17 protein-coding genes and 1 pseudogene are annotated in these 18,005 nt (G+C 71.4%); 13 read left to right on the top strand and 5 right to left on the bottom strand.

From position 1 onward, the window contains the following. Positions 1 to 66: 66 nt before the first annotated feature. Positions 67 to 1,233: a ribosome small subunit-dependent GTPase A gene (rsgA, locus tag ACWFR1_RS21520; protein WP_453553468.1), complete on the bottom strand. Its 1,167-nt coding sequence runs from the start codon at positions 1,231 to 1,233 to the stop codon at positions 67 to 69. 662 nt (positions 1,234 to 1,895) lie between these two features. Here rsgA (ACWFR1_RS21520) and ACWFR1_RS21515 point away from each other — a divergent pair. Further along, positions 1,896 to 3,419 carry a hypothetical protein gene (locus ACWFR1_RS21515; protein ID WP_453553466.1) on the top strand — a complete coding sequence of 508 codons (1,524 nt, stop codon included), beginning with the start codon at positions 1,896 to 1,898 and terminating at the stop codon, positions 3,417 to 3,419. A gap of 197 nt (positions 3,420 to 3,616) precedes the next feature. Here ACWFR1_RS21515 and ACWFR1_RS21510 read toward each other — a convergent pair whose 3' ends face one another. Next, a complete protein-coding gene (locus tag ACWFR1_RS21510) occupies positions 3,617 to 4,042 on the bottom strand; it encodes a TetR family transcriptional regulator (RefSeq protein ID WP_453553529.1) in 426 nt (141 codons plus the stop codon). 120 nt (positions 4,043 to 4,162) lie between these two features. Between ACWFR1_RS21510 and ACWFR1_RS21505 the strand changes: the two genes are divergently transcribed. From ACWFR1_RS21505 to ACWFR1_RS21495, 3 genes are all read left to right on the top strand, one after another. After that, the gene (locus ACWFR1_RS21505) at positions 4,163 to 4,849 is read left to right on the top strand and encodes an NADPH-dependent F420 reductase (protein WP_453553464.1); all 687 of its coding nucleotides are present in this window, start codon (positions 4,163 to 4,165) and stop codon (positions 4,847 to 4,849) included. Between the two features lie 177 nt (positions 4,850 to 5,026). Next, positions 5,027 to 5,359 (top strand): alcohol dehydrogenase catalytic domain-containing protein, encoded by a 333-nt coding sequence (locus tag ACWFR1_RS21500; RefSeq protein WP_453553462.1) that lies wholly within the window; start codon positions 5,027 to 5,029, stop codon positions 5,357 to 5,359. Then, positions 5,352 to 5,945, top strand: a complete 594-nt coding sequence (locus ACWFR1_RS21495; RefSeq protein ID WP_453553460.1) for a TetR/AcrR family transcriptional regulator — start codon at positions 5,352 to 5,354, stop codon at positions 5,943 to 5,945. Before ACWFR1_RS21500 ends, ACWFR1_RS21495 begins: the two co-directional genes overlap by 8 nt. A gap of 565 nt (positions 5,946 to 6,510) precedes the next feature. Here ACWFR1_RS21495 and rsgA (ACWFR1_RS21490) read toward each other — a convergent pair. The 3 genes and pseudogenes from rsgA (ACWFR1_RS21490) to ACWFR1_RS21480 all read right to left on the bottom strand — a co-directional run. Beyond that, a pseudogene (rsgA, locus tag ACWFR1_RS21490) lies at positions 6,511 to 6,975 on the bottom strand (GTPase RsgA); the annotation flags it as partial. Positions 6,976 to 7,222: 247 nt separating this feature from the next. Further along, positions 7,223 to 8,242 carry a hypothetical protein gene (locus tag ACWFR1_RS21485; protein WP_453553458.1) on the bottom strand — a complete coding sequence of 340 codons (1,020 nt, stop codon included), beginning with the start codon at positions 8,240 to 8,242 and terminating at the stop codon, positions 7,223 to 7,225. Positions 8,243 to 8,361: 119 nt separating this feature from the next. Further along, positions 8,362 to 9,486, bottom strand: coding sequence for a YihY/virulence factor BrkB family protein (locus tag ACWFR1_RS21480; protein ID WP_453553456.1), 1,125 nt, complete (start codon positions 9,484 to 9,486; stop codon positions 8,362 to 8,364). Positions 9,487 to 9,503: 17 nt separating this feature from the next. Here ACWFR1_RS21480 and ACWFR1_RS21475 point away from each other — a divergent pair, with 17 nt between their 5' ends. The 9 genes from ACWFR1_RS21475 (at position 9,504) to cysD (ending at position 18,004) form a co-directional block, all read left to right on the top strand. Further along, on the top strand, positions 9,504 to 11,192 hold the full coding sequence (locus ACWFR1_RS21475; RefSeq protein ID WP_453553454.1) for an acyl-CoA dehydrogenase family protein: 1,689 nt from the start codon (positions 9,504 to 9,506) through the stop codon (positions 11,190 to 11,192). A gap of 344 nt (positions 11,193 to 11,536) precedes the next feature. After that, positions 11,537 to 12,838 (top strand): GAF domain-containing protein, encoded by a 1,302-nt coding sequence (locus ACWFR1_RS21470; protein ID WP_453553452.1) that lies wholly within the window; start codon positions 11,537 to 11,539, stop codon positions 12,836 to 12,838. 148 nt (positions 12,839 to 12,986) lie between these two features. Continuing rightward, the gene (locus tag ACWFR1_RS21465; RefSeq protein WP_453553450.1) at positions 12,987 to 13,556 is read left to right on the top strand and encodes a GNAT family N-acetyltransferase; all 570 of its coding nucleotides are present in this window, start codon (positions 12,987 to 12,989) and stop codon (positions 13,554 to 13,556) included. 141 nt (positions 13,557 to 13,697) lie between these two features. After that, positions 13,698 to 13,781, top strand: coding sequence for a putative leader peptide (locus tag ACWFR1_RS21460; protein ID WP_312846743.1), 84 nt, complete (start codon positions 13,698 to 13,700; stop codon positions 13,779 to 13,781). Positions 13,782 to 13,907: 126 nt separating this feature from the next. After that, the gene (locus ACWFR1_RS21455; protein ID WP_453553448.1) at positions 13,908 to 15,605 is read left to right on the top strand and encodes a nitrite/sulfite reductase; all 1,698 of its coding nucleotides are present in this window, start codon (positions 13,908 to 13,910) and stop codon (positions 15,603 to 15,605) included. Then, complete coding sequence (locus ACWFR1_RS21450; RefSeq protein ID WP_453553446.1) at positions 15,602 to 15,781, top strand: hypothetical protein; 180 nt, start codon at positions 15,602 to 15,604, stop codon at positions 15,779 to 15,781. Before ACWFR1_RS21455 ends, ACWFR1_RS21450 begins: the two co-directional genes overlap by 4 nt. Continuing rightward, a complete protein-coding gene (locus tag ACWFR1_RS21445; protein ID WP_453553444.1) occupies positions 15,778 to 16,494 on the top strand; it encodes a phosphoadenylyl-sulfate reductase in 717 nt (238 codons plus the stop codon). The genes ACWFR1_RS21450 and ACWFR1_RS21445 overlap by 4 nt, the downstream gene beginning before the upstream one ends. Beyond that, the gene (gene cysC / locus ACWFR1_RS21440) at positions 16,494 to 17,072 is read left to right on the top strand and encodes an adenylyl-sulfate kinase (RefSeq protein ID WP_453553442.1); all 579 of its coding nucleotides are present in this window, start codon (positions 16,494 to 16,496) and stop codon (positions 17,070 to 17,072) included. The genes ACWFR1_RS21445 and cysC overlap by 1 nt, the downstream gene beginning before the upstream one ends. Further along, on the top strand, positions 17,069 to 18,004 hold the full coding sequence (cysD, locus tag ACWFR1_RS21435) for a sulfate adenylyltransferase subunit CysD (protein ID WP_453553440.1): 936 nt from the start codon (positions 17,069 to 17,071) through the stop codon (positions 18,002 to 18,004). Before cysC ends, cysD begins: the two co-directional genes overlap by 4 nt. The last annotated feature ends 1 nt before the right edge of the window (position 18,005 follow it).

The raw sequence follows: 18,005 nt of genomic DNA, 5'->3' as shown, positions 1-18,005 counted from the left end.
CCACGACACGACGCGGCGCCGCGAGTCCGGGCACGGGGCCCGGGCCGCGACGCGGCATCGTGTTTCCTATCGGACGCGACCGCGCTTGGCCTCCATGGCGGCGCGTCCCTCCGCGCCCTTGCGCTTCCAGTCCTTGAGGATCTCGGAGCGCATCCGGGCGTCGGTCTTGGCCACGATCCGCTGGTTCTCGCGGAGCAGCTTGCGGTAGCTCTCCAGCCGGCGGACGGGCAGCGAGCCGTCCTCGATCGCCGCCGCCACCGCGCAGCCGGGCTCCGCCTCGTGGGCGCAGTCGTGGAAGCGGCAGTCCGCGGACAGCTCCTCGATCTCGGAGAAGACCTGGCCGACGCCGGTCTCGGCATCCCAGAGGCCGACCCCGCGCAGCCCGGGGGTGTCGATGAGGACGCCCCCGCCCGGCAGGACGAAGAGGTTGCGGGTGGTCGTGGTGTGGCGGCCCTTGCCGTCGATGTCGCGGGCGGCCTGGACGGTCATCACGTCCGTGCCGACGAGCGCGTTGGCGAGGGTCGACTTCCCGGCGCCGGAGACGCCGAGCAGGACGGTCGTCCCGCCCGAGACCACCGCGGAGAGCACGTCGAGGCCCTCTCCCGTGGTGGAGCTGAGCGGCACGACCTGCACACCGGGGGCGACCGTCTCGACGTCCTCGACGAGGTAGGAGAGCCCGACGGGGTCGGGCACGAGGTCCGCCTTGCTGAGGACGACGGTCGGCTGCGCACCGGACTCCCAGGAGTCTGCCGACTTACGCAGCAGTGCCTCACCGCTCGAACTGGACATCGCGAGCGCGAGGAACCGTTCGATCCGCCCGAGGTCGAGTTCGACCGCGAGCGACACGCAGATGACGATGTGATCGATGTTAGTGGCCAGCACCTGGCCTTCGGAACGCTTGGACGACGTCGACCGCACGAAGGCTGTACGACGAGGAAGAATCGTGCGTGCGTACCGCGGGTCACCGCCCTCGGGATCGACGGCGACCCAGTCGCCCGTACACACGACCTTCATCGGGTCACGGGGAACGACGAACTCGGTGTCGGCCCGGACGACGCCGTCAGGGGTGGCCACATCACACTGGCCACGATCGACACGGACGACCCGGCCCGGGACCAGGCCCTGGGCGGCGTACGGGGCGAACTCGGCCTCCCAGGCCTCGTCCCAGCCGTAGACGGCGAGCGGGTGCTGGACAGCGGAAAGGGAAGACGGGCGGAGCGGAGCGTTGAACAAGGGGAACCCTTCGAAGGGTGGCCCCGGCGGCGCGCTTGAGCGCGCGGAAGTCGAGTGGGTGTCAGCCGGAGACCACGGGGGTGGGAACGATGAACTCCTGAATGCGGGCAGAGCCCGTCACCGTGACAGTCATCAATGTCCTCACCTCCTGCTTCTTCTCAACGAACCAACACCGTGCCCTGGGCAGCGACACAGCCGCGCCCTGGAACGAGCAGAACCATAGCCCGCCCCAGGGCACGGCACCACCGATTAGATTCCGGGCCTCACCCGGAGACGTCGACAGCGGGTCTGTCAATCGAACGATTTACAGTCCTGAGCCTTGCCGTTGCCGTCGGCGCTTGGAAGGTGGTCGGACGCAGGGCGGGACAAAACCTGCGGAAGACGATCAGGCGGGCGTAGACCTGGCACGTGCTCTGGTAGCCGCGCTCTTGAACCAGCCGGCGGATCGAGGAGGACATTCGCACTGCGAGACCCGAGCTGGTCGTCCTCCTACGGGGCCCTGCTCCCCGAACTCGCCCCACCTCCCGGAGTGGTGGCCACGTCGGCACCGACACCATCAGCACCGCACAGCCGCCCACGACGGTGTTCCGGATGAGTGAGGTCAGGAGGTGATTGCGGCGTGGTGGCCAGGGCTCGAGACGCGGGCCGGATAAGGGTCTGACATGACGACGTTTCGCCTGCGCCGGCGTCCGGCTCTCCTCGGTCTGGCCGCCGCCGTGCTCCTGGCCGCACCGACCGCGATGGCAGCCACGCCACCAGCCCCCTCCCGCGGCGCCCTCGCGGAATCCCTGACCTCGGCCGACGGGAAACCCTCTCCGTCGACCGACACCGACCGGCAGGTCGAGAGGTTCAAGCACCAACTGGCCAGATCCGGCTACGTCTCGCAGTCGGGAACCGAGGCCGTCTTCGACCTGAACAAGAGGTACTGCGAGGGCGCCGTATTCAGCGCGATGTGGCCCAATCCCCAGTCGCCCTACATCGTCACCGGCATGCCGGAGGTCCCGGGCCAGGCACCCAACACCAACCCACCCGCGACGTGGCGCCTGCGGCAGGACGAGGCCATCGTCCTGATCGGCACCACGCCGCCGCCGGAGGAGTACTTCTCCTTCGACCTCACCATGCTGAAAGGCTCCCTGCCCACCGGACCGCTCCTGTGGACCTCCGTGGGCGACCCGATCAACAACAGGACCGTGCGCACACAGGGCCGGACACCGTACGACCGGCCGTTCGCCCTGGTGATCACCGGTAACGGGCGCACCCGGGCGGAGGTGAACAGGATGCTGGACGCCTCCGGGCTGGCGCGCGCGACGAACAACATGACGATCCCGCCGGCCATGTACCGGCTCGGTCTCGACCAGGATGCCGACCAGTTCCTGCTCGGCATGCGGACAGCCGTGGCCGAGCCCGGCTTCGAGAAGGCGCTCGACGACTACCGCGCCACACCTCCGCTCCAGGTCTTCCGGGTACGGCCGCAGAGCAACTCCGGGGACGAGACGGCGCCGGTGTACGCCCCCGATCCGCTGCCCGTTCCTCGCCTGCGTGTCTCCGGGACCGGGGCCACCGAACTCGACCTCAACCCCACCCTGCAACTGCTGCGCCAGCGGATCATCGACGCCCACCCGGGTTACGAGGCCCATGACGAAGTGGTCGAGCGCGGCTTCGAGGAGTCGAACCCGGGACTGCAGGGCAACCTGTTGATCGATCCGCCCACCACGGGGGTGGGCGCCCTCTCCAACGACGCCGACGACCCGATCACCCGGAACTTCAGCCTGCCGGACGGTTCCTTCGTCGTCGCGTACGGCACGAACCACGCGGCCACCCGCCAGGCGACCTACTCGAGCGCCACCCTTTACGCCGACGCCAAGGCCGCCGTGGCCCTGGCTGCCAAGAACAACCGTGAACTACAGGGCAGCGCGGACGACTTCATCCACGACCAGCCGCACGCGGACCAGCTCTACGCCTGGACCTTCAGCCGCGCCGGCGACACCGGACCGGCCGGCCCGCACGTCACCGCACTCCCGCCCACCGGCACCGACTTCTGCGCACAGTACGGCACCAACCGGCCCGTCGACATGAGTACCCTCCGATTCGTAGCACGCGCCTACATGCAACCCGACACCCTCACCCGCCCCGCCCTCTCCTCACTACTCCTCGACCGGCTGCTCGTCTTCACACCGAAGAAGTAGGGCGCCGGCAGGGCGAGCAACGGTCCGCCGTCAGGGGTTCCCGTCGTTCCGCTCTCGAACGGTGCCGGTCGAACGGGAGTCTCGATCGGATGATCACGGTCGGCGCCGGGAAGGAGAACGGGGCGCGTCCTCCGGAAGGCGCCGGCACCCCTGAGCCGGTGTGGCGCCGTCACACCCGCGCCACGAAATCACGCTCGTCAACGCCGGTCGCCCGGGCGCCACGCAGCCCGCGGGTGAGGGACGCGAGGACGCGCACCGGTTCCAGCGATCGTGCACTGAAAACGCCCGTGCGGCACCTCGATCGATCCGAGGGCGCCGCACGGGCGAGGGCTGGGGGGAAACAACGCCCCGTCCCCGGGGTTCCTCGGCTGCGTCCCCAGAGCCACATCCCAGGGGACCCCGCAACCACCGGGTGCAGGGTCTTCGGGGGCTGCGGCGGGCTGCGTCTTCGCCTTGTATCGCAGATGGATGGCGGCTCCGCCGACCCCGGCGGCGCGGGCCACCTGGTCCAGCGGCATCCGGCTGAAGCCCTGCTCGGCGAGCAGGGTCAGTGCGGCGGCCAGGGCCGCCGTCTCCTTGTCCGGGCAGCGGGGTCGTCCTGCGGTGCCGCGGCAGCGCTCCACGTCCGTCCTCTTCACGCCATCACCATCGACACTTGTAATACCGAACCGCTCGGTTTAGATTCGAAGGGATGCGAGACGTTCCCCCGTCGCGGCGTCTCACCACCCCGGAAGGACCCCTCCATGCGTTACGCAGTTCTCGGCACCGGCATCGCCGGCCGGACCATCGCCACCAAGCTGGCCTCCGTGGGCCACGAGGTCACCATCGGCACCCGCGACCCCAAGGCCACGCGCGCTCACAGCGAGCCCGACGGCTACGGCAGCCCACCGTTCGCCGAGTGGCTCGCCCACCACGACCGGATCCATCTGGAGACGTTCGCCGACGCGGCCGCCTGGGGCGAGACGGTCGTCAACGCCACCGCCGGCGCCTCCACCCTCCAGGCCCTGGAAACGGCGGGCTTCGCGAACCTGGCCGGGAAGGTGCTCATCGACATCGCCAACCCGCTGGACTTCTCCCAAGGCATGCCCCCGTCGCTGAACCCGGTCAACACCGACAGCCTCGGCGAGCAGATCCAGCGAGCCTTCCCCGAGGCCAAGGTCGTCAAGACCCTCAACACCATGAACAGCCAGATCATGGTCGACCCGTCGCGCGTCGCGGGCGAGCACTCCGTGTTCGTCTCCGGTGACGATGCCGACGCCAAGCAGGCCGTCACCGACCTGCTCGTCTCCTTCGGCTGGCCCGAGAGCAGCGTCCTCGACCTCGGCGACATCAGCACCGCCCGCGGTACCGAGATGCTGTTGCCGATCTGGCTGCGCCTGTGGGGCTCGCTCGGCCACGCCGACTTCAACTTCCACATCGCCGGAGCCTGAGCCTCACCGGGCCGCACGGCGCGGACTCCCCGGAGCTCCACCGGCCGACCCGCAACGCCGCCCCGCCCCTGCCACCGAGAGAGCCACCGGTATGCGCACCCTCGCCGTGGACGGCCCCGACGGCCCCGAGACCCTCCATCTGGCCGATGTACCGATGCCTGATCCGGTGCCCGGCAGGTGCGTGTCCTTGTCGAGGCATGCGGGCTGAATCCCGTCGACTACCAGATCGCCGCCACCGGCCATCCGGACTGGACGTGGCCGCCCGTAGCAGGTCGGGACGTGGTGGGCATCATCGACGCGCTCGGCCCGGAAGTGACCACGACCCACAATGGACAACGCGTCGCCGACCACGGCGATCTGCGCCGTCAGCGCGGGTTCGCCCAGTACGCCGTGGCCGCGGCAGCCGCCCTGGCTCCGGCACCGGCTCGCCTGGACGCCGTCACTGCCGCCGCTTGGTGTCAGTACCGAACCGCTCGGTGCGGATTTCGCTTATCCTGGCCGAATGGGTGACACCGAGACCAAGAGTGCTGGGCGGCCGCGTTCGGCCGAGAAGGACGCCGCCATTCTCCAGGCGGCACTGGAGCTGCTTGCCTCGCACGGCTACACCCGGATGAGCCTGAGCCAGGTCGCCGCCGCCGCGGAGGTCAGCAAGTCCACCATCCATCTGCGCTGGAAGACCAAAGCCGACCTCCTCACCGCAGCCCTCGCGGCCCTGCGCATGACCGACGCCCCTCCCACGAGCGGCGACACCCGCACGGATCTGATCGCCGTCCTGGAAGACTTTGCCGCCACGGTGGAACGCGTGCGCGGCATGGCACTGATCGGCACCTGCCTCGCCGAGGAAGCCCACACCCCCGATCTCCTGTCCCTCCTGCGTGAACGCACGGTCCTCCCCCGCCGCGCCCTGCTGCGCGAGGTCCTGGAACAGGCCCGCGACCGGGGCGAGATCCAGCCCGGTGCCGACCTCGAAGCGTCAGTGTCCGCGCTGCTGGGCCCCTTCTACGCCGACTACATGGCCGGCCGCGGCGGCCACACCGGCTGGGCCGATGCCGCCGTCGACCTCGTGCTGGCGGGCCTGCACCGGACAGGCGGGTGAAGCGGGGCCGTGCCCCAGTGGCTCCGTGCCGCCCTGATCGCGGTGACCGCGCTGTCCGTCGCCCCGCTGGCGACCGGGTGCGTCTCGGCGACGGGTGAATCGTGACCCTCTGACGGCGGATCGAATCCGACGCACTCTGTGGTCCCTGCATCAACCTGATCTTGATCGGAGATCGGGAGGAGAGAGTGATTCTTGGAGAGGACCGGGCAGGAGGGACTGCCGAGAACGCCACCACGAGGCCGGCGGCGAGGGACCGGCCGAGCATCGTGACACAGCGCCGAGCGCGACTCCTCGGAGCGGACACGAGTTTCCACGCCGGGCGGTCAGCCTCAGATCACCACACCGCTCGGCTGGTCGCCCCATCAGAGGCCGCAGACGGGTGAGCTCCGCCTGTTCCAGGGGATCGGCGTGAGGACGCCGGACTCCACTCGCGTGACGCCTCGCGAGACCCGCGCGGTCCGTACCCTCACCCTCACTGGCCTCAGCCTCGACTTCCTGCCCGCAGAAGGCGAGGCCCACACGAGCCTGGGCTGCGCGCTGAGGAAGCCTCTCTCCGCTGCGTGTTCGCGCCGCTCTCCCAGGCCAGGGCGAGGAAGCGCTCGATCCGGCCGAGGTCCAGCTCGACGGCGAGCGAGACGGTGATGACGGCGTGGTCGACGTTGGCCGCGAGGATCTGCCCTTCGGACCGCTGGGAGGAGGTGGAGCGCGCGAAGGCCGTACGGCGCGGCAGCAGCGTCCGTACGTAGCGCGGGTCGCTGACGCCCTCGGGGTCGACGGCGGCCCAGTCGCCGGTGCAGACGACCCGGAGCGGGTCGTGCGGGGTCACGAACGCCGTGTCGGCGCGCACGATCCCGTCGGCGGTGGCGATGTCGCACTGCCCTCGGTCGACCCGGACGACCCGGCCGGGGAGCAGTCCCTGAGCCGCGTACGGGGCGAAGGCCTCGGCCCAGCCCGAGTCCCAGCCGTGGGCGTCGAGCAGCGCGGAGGAAGAGGTGGTGGAGGAAGACGGAACGGAAGAACGGAAAGACAAGGGGGACCCTTCGAGGGGCGGCCCCGGCGCCTAGGACAGCAGAGTGAGTCAGCCGGTGGCCGCGGAGGTGGTGTGGAGGAACATCCGCGTGCGGGCGAGGCCCATCGTGATGACAGCCATCGGTCACACCTCCTGTGTCTTTTCGCGATCTTGTACGCCAACCACCGTAGCGGGAGCCCCCGGAACCCGCCACGGGTTTTTCGCCGGGTCTTTTCCGGCGCGCTCCCCCAAGGTGTCCGGCGGGGTGTCAGGTCAGGGTGAGGACGGTCAGCAGCACAGCGGTGAGGAGCGCTCCGGCGAGGAGGGCGGGGGTGCCGGGGGCCGGGGTTCTGAGCCGGGGGGCCGTCGGGAGGTCGTCCGTGCGGACGGCGGCGCGGGCGCGGGCCAGTTCGGCGGCCGGCGGGCGCGGGGGAAGGTCGACGAGCCAGGGGCGGCGAGGGTCGTGGCGGACGAGCGCCGCGCGGTGGACGCGGACGTCCTGGAGGTCGACGGGCTGCCGGACCTCTATGCGGTACGGGGCGCGCCCTTCGGGGAGCACGGTCAGGTCGAAGCCGAAGTCGGTGCCGCGGGCGGTGAGGGAGTGGAGCCGGGCCGGCACGTGGACGGCGCCCGCGCCGGAGCCGAGGTCCTGGGCGACACCTGGACGGTGCCGCAGTCGCGCCGTACCGAGCGCGAGGAGCAGGGCGACCGTGCCGTCGAGCCCGAGCATCATGACCCAGCGCGGCCCGTCGAGCGCGCCGTGGACGAGGGCGGTGACCACGACGGCGGCCGGCGCGGCCACGAGGAGCGTGCCGGGCGCGAGGAGCCGCCACAGCAGCGCGCGGACCGGGACGCGGCTGTCGCCGTGATCCGGGCCGTACTCCTCGTCCTCGGTGTCCGGGTGCCGGCCCCGGCGGCGCAGCGCCCGCACCGCTCCGGCGACGACGAGGACGGCGCCGAGCGCGGCCAGGCCGTATCCGGCGACGACCGCGTGGTCGTCCTCCCGGCCCACGAGGAGCCCGAACGCGGCGAGCAGCGCGGCGAGACCGGCGCCGGCGAGCCCCAGGAAGGGCGCCGCGAACAGGGCGGCGCCCAGGGCGGAGGGCGCCGCGAGGAAGAGCGCCCCGCCCGCGAGCTGGTTCGTGCCGCAGCCGTCGGTGTCACAGGTCCAGCGGACGCCCGAGCGCTCGGTGGCGTGGACGTGGCAGAGGAACCAGGTCTGCCAGAACAGCAGGACGGCCGCCGCGGCCCAGGGCCAGGACGTCCTTCCGTACGAGCGCGTGCGCATGGCCCGACCGTAGCCCGCGGGTTCACCGGTCCGGGAGGCCTCGGCGGGGATCGGTCCGTCCCGTCACCGCCCCCGTTCCTCGTACATCCTTCGAGGCTACGACGGGGCGGTGTGCCGGCTCATTCCTTCTCCCAGCCCGAGTGGATGCGTGACTTCACGTCGTCCGGGGGCAGGAACTTGGACCAGCGCTCGGGGAACTCGGAGGGCATGTCCGGGTCGTCCTCGTCGACGTCGTCCGCCTCGGCGCGGACGCGGGCGACCAGCTCGGCGGCCTGGACCGCGCGGGCCCGTTCGTTGGCCTCGCGGGCCGCGGCGGTGGCGACGGAGGGCCAGACGCGGTCGATGGCGGCGTTCACCGCGGCGCCGACGAGGACGGCGAAGGCGGAGATGCCGATCCAGAGGAGGACGGCGATGGGCGCGGCCAGGGAGCCGTAGATGGTCGGGCCCTCGACCTGGCTGGTGAGGTAGATGCGCAGCAGGAAGCTGCCGAGGACCCACATGCCGAGCGCGACGAGGGCGCCGGGGATGTCCTCGATCCACGGCGATCTGACGGGTACGGACACGTGGTAGAGCGTCGTGAGGAAGGCGACGGAGAGCAGGATGACGGCCGGCCAGTACAGGACGGCGACGACCTCCGTCCCCCAGGGCACCAGTTCGACGACCCGGTCGGGGCCGACGACCGCGAGGGGCAGCACCACGGCGCCGATGATCAGGGCCACGATGTAGAGCAGGAAGGCGAGCAGGCGGGTCTTGACGATGCCGCGGTGGCCGTCGAGCCCGTACATGACGGTGATGGTGTCGATGAAGACGTTCACCGCGCGCGAGCCGGACCAGAGGGCGATGGCGAAGCCCAGGGAGACCAGTTCGGGGCGTTTTCCCTGGGTCACGTCGTCCAGGAGGGGCTTGGCGATGTCGTGGACGCCACGGTCGGAGAGGACCGTTCCGGCGGCGCGGAGGATGTTCTCCTCGATGCTCGCGACGGTGTCGGTGTTGGTCCAGTCGTCGGCGTAGCCGAGGAGGGCGATCAGGCCGAGGAGCAGCGGCGGCAGCGACAGCAACGTGAAGAACGCGGCCTCGGCGGCGAGGCCGAGGATGCGGTACTCGATGCACGAGTTGACGGTGTCCTTGAGGAGGAGCCAGGCCATCTTCCGCTTCGAGACGTTGCGGTAGAGGACGCGCGCTCGGTGGAGCCTGCTCCAGGGCCGCCGCTCGGGCCGATCGGGTGTTTCGCTTGCTGCCTGCACCTGCTTACCGTATCGGCATGGCAGCGAGCACCCACACCGTGACCAACCAGGCTCCGCCCCTGGTGGGATACGACGTCTTCACGTCCGACCGGACCCTGGCGGAGGCGGTCGAGCGGCACCTCGCGCCCGAGGTCCTGGCGGAGGCCCGTGACGAGCTGAGCCTGCTGGGCCGGGCGACGGGGTCCGAGCAGGTCAGGGAGTGGGGGGAGCTCGCGAACACGTTTCCGCCGCGGCTGCGGACCCACGACCGGTACGGGAACCGGATCGACGAGGTCCATTTCCATCCGTCCTGGCACCGGCTGCTCGGCAAGTCGGTCGGGGCCGGCCTGACGGACGCGTGGGGCCGTCCGGGTGGTCATGTGCGGCGCGCCGCCGGGCTCCTGGTGGTCTCGCAGGCGGAGGCGGGACACGTCTGCCCGGTGTCGATGACGCACGCGTCGGTGCCCGCGCTGCGCGCCGAGCCGGAGCTCGCGGCCGTGTGGGAGCCGGCGGCGGCCTCGCACGTGTACGAGCGGGAGCTGCGGCCCGTCGCCGAGAAGCCGGGGGCCCTGCTCGGGATGGCGCTGACGGAGAAACAGGGCGGCAGCGACGTCCGGACGAACCGCACGGAGGCGCGTCCGCTGGCGGCCGACGGGGAGTACGTCCTGACGGGGCACAAGTGGTTCTGTTCGGCGCCGATGTCGGACGCCTTCCTGGTCCTGGCGCAGGCGCCGGCGGGGCTGACCTGCTTCCTGCTGCCGCGGGTCCTCCCCGACGGCTCGCGCAACGCGTTCGCGATCCAGCGGCTGAAGGACAAGCTGGGCAACCGCTCGAACGCCTCCGCCGAGGTGGAGTTCGACGGGACGACGTGGGCGCGCCGGGTCGGCGAGGAGGGGCGCGGGGTCCGGGCGGTCATCGGGATGGTGGCGGCGACGCGGCTCGACTGCGTGCTCGGCTCGGCGGCGCTGATGCGGCAGGCGGTGGCGCAGGCCGTGCACCACTGCGCGTACCGCGAGGCCTTCGGCGGGGTGCTGATCGAGAAGCCGCTCATGCGGAACGTCCTCGCCGATCTGGCCCTGGAGTCGGAGGCGGCGACGGTGCTCGCGATGCGCCTGGCGGCGGCGTACGACGCGGTCGAAGGCGCCACCGCAACCGACGCCTCCGGCGAAACCGACGGCAGCAACCACGCCGAGCGTGAGCAGGCTCTGCTCCGCATCACCGTGCCGGTGGCGAAGTACTGGGTGACGAAGCGGTGTACGCCGGTGGTGGCGGAGGCCCTGGAGTGCCTGGGCGGCAACGGGTACGTGGAGGAGTCGGGGCTGCCGCGGCTGCTGCGGGAGTCGCCGCTGAACTCGGTCTGGGAGGGCTCGGGGAACGTCCAGGCGCTCGACGTGCTGCGGGCGCTGCGAACCGAGCCGGCCTCGTTCGACGCGTTCCTGCGGGAGGTAGGGGCGGCGCGGGGCGCGGACCACCGGCTCGACCGGGCGATCCGGGACCTGCTGGGCGAACTGGCCGACCTGGAAGGGGTCGAGGCGCGGGCGCGGCGGCTCGTGGAGCGGATGGCGCTGGTGCTCCAGGGCGCGCTGCTGGTGCGGTGGGCGCCGCCGGAGGTGGCGGACGCGTTCTGCGCGTCGCGGCTCGGCGGGGACGGCGGTACGACCTTCGGGACGCTGGCGCACACGCTGGACCTGCGGGCGGTGGTGGAGCGGGCGCGGGTGGCGGTGTGAGACCCGCCGGCGCCTGTCTGACCGTTCCCTTCGGACAGGTCCTGGGGCCGATGCCCTCGGGGGGGCGGCAGGGCTGAGCCGCGCGTACCAGGGGTGGACCCGTCGGGGTCGGCACGCGCGGAGAGCGGGGGTGGTGCTGCGCCGACACGGCACCACCCACCGCTCGCACCACCCTCACCCACGGGGCCGGTAGGTCGCCAGAGTTGCAAAGGGTTGCAGGATTACCCGAACCGGGCCTCGCCGGGCGTCCCCGAACGGCACCATGGGCAGCGACACTCCGGACATCTGCCCTGCGCAGAACCGATACAGCACCACGGCGCACCACGGGTGGCTGGGAGAGACCGATGAAGAACACGCAGCTCGACATGAGGCGGCTGGCCGCCATGGACGCCGCCCAGGCCGCCCGGCTGCTGCACCGGGTCCGTGACGCGACCCTCGCGGGCCGTACGCCGCCGATCGCGCCCCGCGCGGAGATCGACGCCTCCTGGCAGCGGATGGCGCGGCTCGGCCTCGACCCCGACCAGGGGACGAGCAGCGTGCTGCTCCAGCGGGACGAACTGGAGCAGCGGCGCAGGAGCACACTCCTGTCCGAGGTGATGCAGACGCTCAGCGGCGGTCTCGCCGGCATCGCCGACACCTCTCTCCAGATCATGGTGGTCACCGACGAGAGCGGCCGGGTGCTGTGGCGTCAGGGAAACCTCGCGGTGCTGCGCCAGGCGAACGGCATCTGCCTGGAGGAGGGCGCGGCCTGGACCGAGCACACGACCGGGACGAACGCGGTCGGTACGGCGCTCGCCATGGGCCGGGCCGTGCAGGTGCACTCCGCCGAGCACTACGTGCACACCCTGCACAACTGGACCTGCGCCGCGGCGCCCGTGCACGATCCCCGCGATCAGCGGCTCCTGGGGATCCTGGACGTGAGCGGCCCCGCGTCCAGCTTCCATCCGGCGATGCTGGCGCTCGTCGCCTCGGTCGCGCAGCTCGCCGAGGCCGAGATGCGGGAGCGGCACCGCCGGTCGGTCGAGCGGCTGCGGGCGGTGGCCGCGCCGATCCTGTGCCGGGTGGGCGGGCGGGCCGTGGCGGTCGACGTCCACGGCTGGACGGCGGCGGTGACGGGGCTCGCGCCGGTCGACCGCATCCCGCTGCCCAAGTCCTTCCGCGCGGGCCGGGTATGGCTGCCCTCGCTCGGGGTGTGCGCGGTGGAGCCTCTGCCCGGCGGCTGGCTGCTGCGGGTCGAGGAGGAGACCCTGCCGGTGGACCCCGGCGCGGGGGCGGCGAGCCGGGTCGTGCTCGACCTGAGCCGGCCGCGCCGCTGGACGGTGGCCGTCTCGGGCGAGGCGGGCAGCTGGCAGCAGGAGCTGAGCCCGCGGCACGCGGAGCTCCTCTACGTCCTGGCGCTGCACCGCGACGGGCGGACGGCGGCGGAGCTGGCCGGCGACGTGTTCGGGGACCGTACGAGGACGGTGACCGTACGGGCGGAGATGTCCCGGGTGCGGCGGAACCTCGCGGGGGTCCTGGCACACCGGCCGTACCGCTTCCGGGAGGAGGTCGCGGTGGAGGTCCTCCGCCCGGAGCGCCCGGCGGACCTGCTGCCGCACTCGACGGCGCCCGCGGTCAGGGCGGCACCGACGGCCCGGGAGGCGTAGGGCCGATCCAGGCCCGGGAGGCGTAGGGCCGATCCAGGCCCGGCTCGCCACGGACCGGCGTCCCACTCCTTGGACACCCCGCCCGTCGGGCGGCGGAGAGAGACGCCCCCGGTCGCCTCTCCGCGCGGCCGCGTGATGCGATGGGCTCATGCACATCACGCTCACCACCTGGTCCCTCGAACAGACCTCGCCGTCCGACCTGCGCCCCTCACCCGCCCCGGAGGGCGACGACATCACCATCGCGCGGGCCGAGGTGCCTTCGGCGGAGTACAGCCGCTTCCTCTATACGGCGGTCGGTGGCGACATCAGCTGGAACGACCGCCTGGCGCTCACGTACAAGCAGTGGCAGGAGATCGTCGAGCGGCCGGGGGCCGAGATCTGGGTGGCGTACGACCGGGGGACGCCGGCCGGGTACGTGGAGCTCGACCCGCAGCCCGACGGCGTCGTGGAGATCGTCTACTTCGGCCTGATCCCCGCCTTCCGGGGGCGCCGGATCGGCGGTCACCTCCTCTCCGAGGGCGTGCGGCGCGCCTGGGACCTGGCCGAGCGGTGGCCAGAGCGCGAGGCGACGAAGCGCGTCTGGCTGCACACCTGCTCGCTCGACGGCCCGCACGCGATGGCCAACTACGAGCGGCGCGGCTTCCGGCTCTTCGACACCAAGGTGGAGGAAGTGGAAGAGTCGGAGACCCCCGGACCGTGGCCCGGCGCCCACGCCTGAGACCCGCACCGACCATGAGAAGGGGCCCTTCAGGGCCCCTTCTTCGTGACCCAGAACACAGCATCTCGCATATCGAGACACTAATGTCCATATTGCGGACGATGCTGGACTGGGTCCAAAGTCCCGTGACACGCTTCCGTCATGTCTGGAACTGGAACTGCCTTGGTGAGTCGGCGGCACGTCGACCTCGGCCGCATGTCCAGCGCCATCTGTCCGGCGCGCTGACACCACCAGCATCGCCGCGATATCTCCTCTGCCCGACCCTGCTGCGCACTGACGCGCCACCCTCTGACCTCTGCGCGAGTGTGCAGGTCAGAGCCGCCCTCTCGCAGTCCCGAAGGACAAGACGCCATGGCCGCCACCCCGGAAAACCCCACTCCCGCCGCCGCCCGCCGCAAGAACGGGCGCCACCGTGGCGAGGGTCAGTGGGCCGTGGGGCACTTCACCCCACTGAACGGCAATGAGCAGTTCAAGAAGGACGACGACGGTCTCAATGTGCGGACACGCATTGAGACGGTCTACTCGAAGCGCGGTTTCGACTCCATCGACCCCAACGACCTGCGCGGACGCATGCGCTGGTGGGGCCTCTACACCCAGCGCAAGCAGGGGCTGGACGGCACCAAGACGGGTGTCCTGGAGCCGGAGGAGCTGGACGACGAGTACTTCATGCTCCGGGTCCGCATCGACGGCGGCCGGCTGACCACGCAGCAGCTCCGGGTGATCGGCGAGATCTCCGAGGAGTTCGCCCGCGGCACGGCCGACATCACCGACCGGCAGAACGTCCAGTACCACTGGATCCGCATCGAGGACGTCCCCGAGATCTGGAACCGCCTGGAGGCGGTCGGCCTGTCGACCACCGAGGCCTGCGGCGACACCCCGCGTGTCGTCCTCGGCTCACCCGTGGCCGGGATCGCCGAGGACGAGATCGTCGACGGCACGCCCGCCATCGACGAGATCTACCGACGGATCGTCGGCAACAAGGACTTCTCCAACCTGCCCCGCAAGTTCAAGTCCGCGGTCTCCGGCTCGCCGCTGCTCGACGTGGCGCACGAGATCAACGACATCGCGTTCGTCGGCGTGCGTCACCCGGAGCACGGCCCCGGCTTCGACGTGTGGGTCGGCGGCGGTCTGTCGACCAACCCGAAGCTCGGGGTCCGGCTCGGCACCTGGGTCTCGCTCGACGAGGTCCCGGACGTGTACGAGGGCGTCATCTCGATCTTCCGCGACTACGGCTACCGCCGGCTCCGCAACCGCGCCCGCCTGAAGTTCCTCGTCGCCGACTGGGGCCCGGAGAAGTTCCGCCAGGTCCTGGAGGACGAGTACCTCCAGCGCAAGCTCGCCGACGGCCCCGCCCCCGAGCAGCCCGCCGGCCAGTGGCGCGACCACGTCGGCGTCCACCGGCAGAAGGACGGCCGGTTCTACGTCGGCTTCGCGCCGCGCGTCGGCCGGGTCGACGGCGCCACCCTCACGAAGATCGCCGAGATCGCCGAGGCGCACGGCTCGGGCCGGGTCCGCACCACCGCCGAGCAGAAGATGCTCGTCCTCGACGTCGAGGAGGCGCAGGTCGAGGGGATCGTCTCCGCCCTGGAGTCGCTCGACCTGCGGGTCACCCCCTCGCCGTTCCGGCGCGGCACGATGGCCTGCACCGGCATCGAGTTCTGCAAGCTCGCGATCGTCGAGACGAAGGGCCGCGGCTCCTCGCTCATCGACGAACTGGAGCGCCGGATCCCCGAGTTCGACGAGCCGCTGACGATCAACATCAACGGCTGCCCGAACGCCTGCGCCCGCATCCAGGTCGCGGACATCGGTCTCAAGGGCCAGCTGGTCCTGGACGACGACGGCAACCGCGTCGAGGGCTACCAGGTGCACCTGGGCGGCGCGCTCGGCCTGGAGGCCGGCTTCGGCCGCAAGGTCCGCGGCCTCAAGGTCACCGCCGCGGAGCTCCCGGACTACGTGGAGCGGGTCCTCAAGCGCTTCCAGGCGGAGCGCGAGGACGGCGAGCGCTTCGCGACCTGGACGGCCCGCGCCTCGGAGGAGGCACTCTCATGAGCGAGCGAGCCGCACCGTTCCACTGCCCCTACTGCGGGGACGAGGACCTGCGTCCCAACGAGCAGGGCCACGGCGCCTGGGAATGCGCCGCGTGCAGCCGGGCCTTCCAGTTGAAGTTCCTGGGGCTGCTCGCCCCGGGCACTTCGGGCACCACCCCTGGAAGGGAAGCGATATGACGGTCACTCAGGTCCAGCAGGACATCACCGCGGCCGACCTCAAGGCACTCGCCGAGCAGGCCGGCCGCGATCTGGAGGACGCCTCGCCGCTGGAGATCCTCCGGTGGGCCGTGGACACCTTCGGCGCGCGCTTCTGCGTCACCTCCTCCATGGAGGACGCGGTCGTCGCCCACCTCGCCTCGCGGGTCCGGCCCGGCGTGGACGTCGTCTTCCTCGACACGGGTTACCACTTCGAGGAGACCATCGGCACCCGGGACGCCGTCGACGCCGTCATGGACGTCAACGTCATCACCCTGACGCCGCGTCAGACCGTGGCCGAGCAGGACGCCGAGTACGGCGCGAAGCTGCACGACCGCGACCCCGACCTGTGCTGCGCGCTGCGCAAGGTCAAGCCGCTGGAGGAGGGCCTGACCGCGTACAGCGCGTGGGCCACCGGCCTGCGCCGCGACGAGTCCCCGACCCGGGCGAACACCCCGGTCGTCGGCTGGGACGAGAAGCGGCAGAAGGTCAAGGTCTCCCCCATCGCCCGCTGGACGCAGGACGACGTCGACGCGTACGTCATGGAGCACGGTGTCCTCACCAACCCGCTCCTGATGGACGGTTACGCCTCCGTCGGCTGCTCACCCTGCACCCGCCGCGTCCTGGAGGGCGAGGACGCCCGCGCCGGACGCTGGGCGGGCCGCGCCAAGACCGAGTGCGGGCTGCACGGCTGATGACCACCACCCCTCAGACCTCCCACACCTCCCAGGAGAACCACGTGACCGGTGCCACCATCTGGCTCACCGGCCTGCCGAGCGCCGGAAAGACCACGATCGCGTACGAGCTGGCCGGCCGCCTCCGCGAGGAAGGCCACCGCGTCGAGATCCTCGACGGCGACGAGATCCGCGAGTTCCTCTCCGCGGGCCTCGGCTTCACCCGCGAGGACCGGCACACCAACGTGCAGCGCATCGGCTTCGTCGCCGAGCTGCTCGCCTCGCACGGCGTGCAGGTTCTCGTACCGGTCATCGCCCCGTACGCCGACAGCCGCGAGGCGGTCCGCAAGCGCCACGCCGCCGAGGGCACCGCCTTCGTCGAGGTGCACGTGGCCACGCCCGTCGAGGTCTGCTCGGTCCGCGACGTCAAGGGCCTCTACGCCAAGCAGGCCGCCGGCGAGATCAGCGGCCTGACCGGCGTCGACGACCCGTACGAGGCCCCCGAGACGCCCGATCTCCGGATCGAGTCCCAGAACCAGACCGTGCAGGAGTCCGCGGCACAGCTCCACGCGCTGCTCACCGAGAGGGGTCTGCTGTGACCACCGTCGTCAACGTCCACGAGGCGACCGACAGTCCGTTCGCGCTGTCGCACCTCGACTCCCTGGAGTCGGAGGCCGTCCACATCTTTCGCGAGGTGGCGGGCGAGTTCGAGCGGCCGGTGATCCTCTTCTCCGGCGGCAAGGACTCCATCGTCATGCTGCACCTGGCGCTGAAGGCCTTCGCCCCGGCGCCGGTCCCCTTCACGCTGCTGCACGTCGACACCGGGCACAACTTCCCCGAGGTCCTCGAGTACCGCGACCGCGTCGTCGCCCAGCACGGGCTGCGGCTGCACGTCGCGTCCGTGCAGGAGTACATCGACGCGGGCAAGCTGCGCGAGCGCCCCGACGGCACCCGCAACCCGCTGCAGACCGTCCCGCTGACCGAGGCGATCCAGCAACACCGCTTCGACGCGGTCTTCGGCGGCGGCCGCCGCGACGAGGAGAAGGCCCGCGCCAAGGAGCGGGTGTTCTCGCTCCGCGACGAGTTCTCCCAGTGGGACCCGCGCCGCCAGCGCCCCGAGCTGTGGCAGCTCTACAACGGCCGCCACGCGCCCGGCGAGCACGTCCGCGTCTTCCCGCTCTCCAACTGGACCGAGCTGGACGTCTGGCAGTACATCGCCCGCGAGGGCATCGAACTGCCGGAGATCTACTTCGCCCACGAGCGCGAGGTCTTCGCGCGCAGCGGCATGTGGCTGACGGCCGGCGAGTGGGGCGGCCCGAAGGACACCGAGACGGTCGAGACGCGGCTCATCCGCTACCGCACCGTCGGTGACATGTCCTGCACCGGTGCCGTCGACTCCGACGCCACCACGCTCGACGCCGTCATCGCCGAGATCGCCGCCTCCCGCCTCACCGAGCGGGGCGCGACCCGCGCCGACGACAAGATGTCCGAGGCCGCGATGGAAGACCGCAAGCGCGAAGGGTACTTCTAGC

The organism is Streptomyces sp. NPDC055103 (assembly GCF_053607625.1).
The sequence above is the reverse complement of the archived record's forward strand: the minus strand, read 5'-3'. Positions and strand labels throughout refer to the sequence as shown.

Bases quoted from the DNA above. Each gene is read 5' to 3' on its own strand.
- ACWFR1_RS21445 (WP_453553444.1), top strand. From the start codon at position 15,778: ATGACGGTCACTCAGGTCCAGCAGGACATCACCGCGGCCGACCTCAAG.
- ACWFR1_RS21485 (WP_453553458.1), bottom strand. From the start codon at position 8,242: ATGCGCACGCGCTCGTACGGAAGGACGTCCTGGCCCTGGGCCGCGGCG.
- ACWFR1_RS21495 (WP_453553460.1), top strand. From the start codon at position 5,352: ATGGGTGACACCGAGACCAAGAGTGCTGGGCGGCCGCGTTCGGCCGAG.
- ACWFR1_RS21460 (WP_312846743.1), top strand. From the start codon at position 13,698: ATGTCTGGAACTGGAACTGCCTTGGTGAGTCGGCGGCACGTCGACCTC.
- ACWFR1_RS21505 (WP_453553464.1), top strand. From the start codon at position 4,163: ATGCGTTACGCAGTTCTCGGCACCGGCATCGCCGGCCGGACCATCGCC.
- ACWFR1_RS21465 (WP_453553450.1), top strand. From the start codon at position 12,987: ATGCACATCACGCTCACCACCTGGTCCCTCGAACAGACCTCGCCGTCC.
- ACWFR1_RS21455 (WP_453553448.1), top strand. From the start codon at position 13,908: ATGGCCGCCACCCCGGAAAACCCCACTCCCGCCGCCGCCCGCCGCAAG.
- ACWFR1_RS21470 (WP_453553452.1), top strand. From the start codon at position 11,537: ATGAAGAACACGCAGCTCGACATGAGGCGGCTGGCCGCCATGGACGCC.
- ACWFR1_RS21475 (WP_453553454.1), top strand. From the start codon at position 9,504: ATGGCAGCGAGCACCCACACCGTGACCAACCAGGCTCCGCCCCTGGTG.
- cysC (WP_453553442.1), top strand. From the start codon at position 16,494: ATGACCACCACCCCTCAGACCTCCCACACCTCCCAGGAGAACCACGTG.
- ACWFR1_RS21450 (WP_453553446.1), top strand. From the start codon at position 15,602: ATGAGCGAGCGAGCCGCACCGTTCCACTGCCCCTACTGCGGGGACGAG.
- ACWFR1_RS21515 (WP_453553466.1), top strand. From the start codon at position 1,896: ATGACGACGTTTCGCCTGCGCCGGCGTCCGGCTCTCCTCGGTCTGGCC.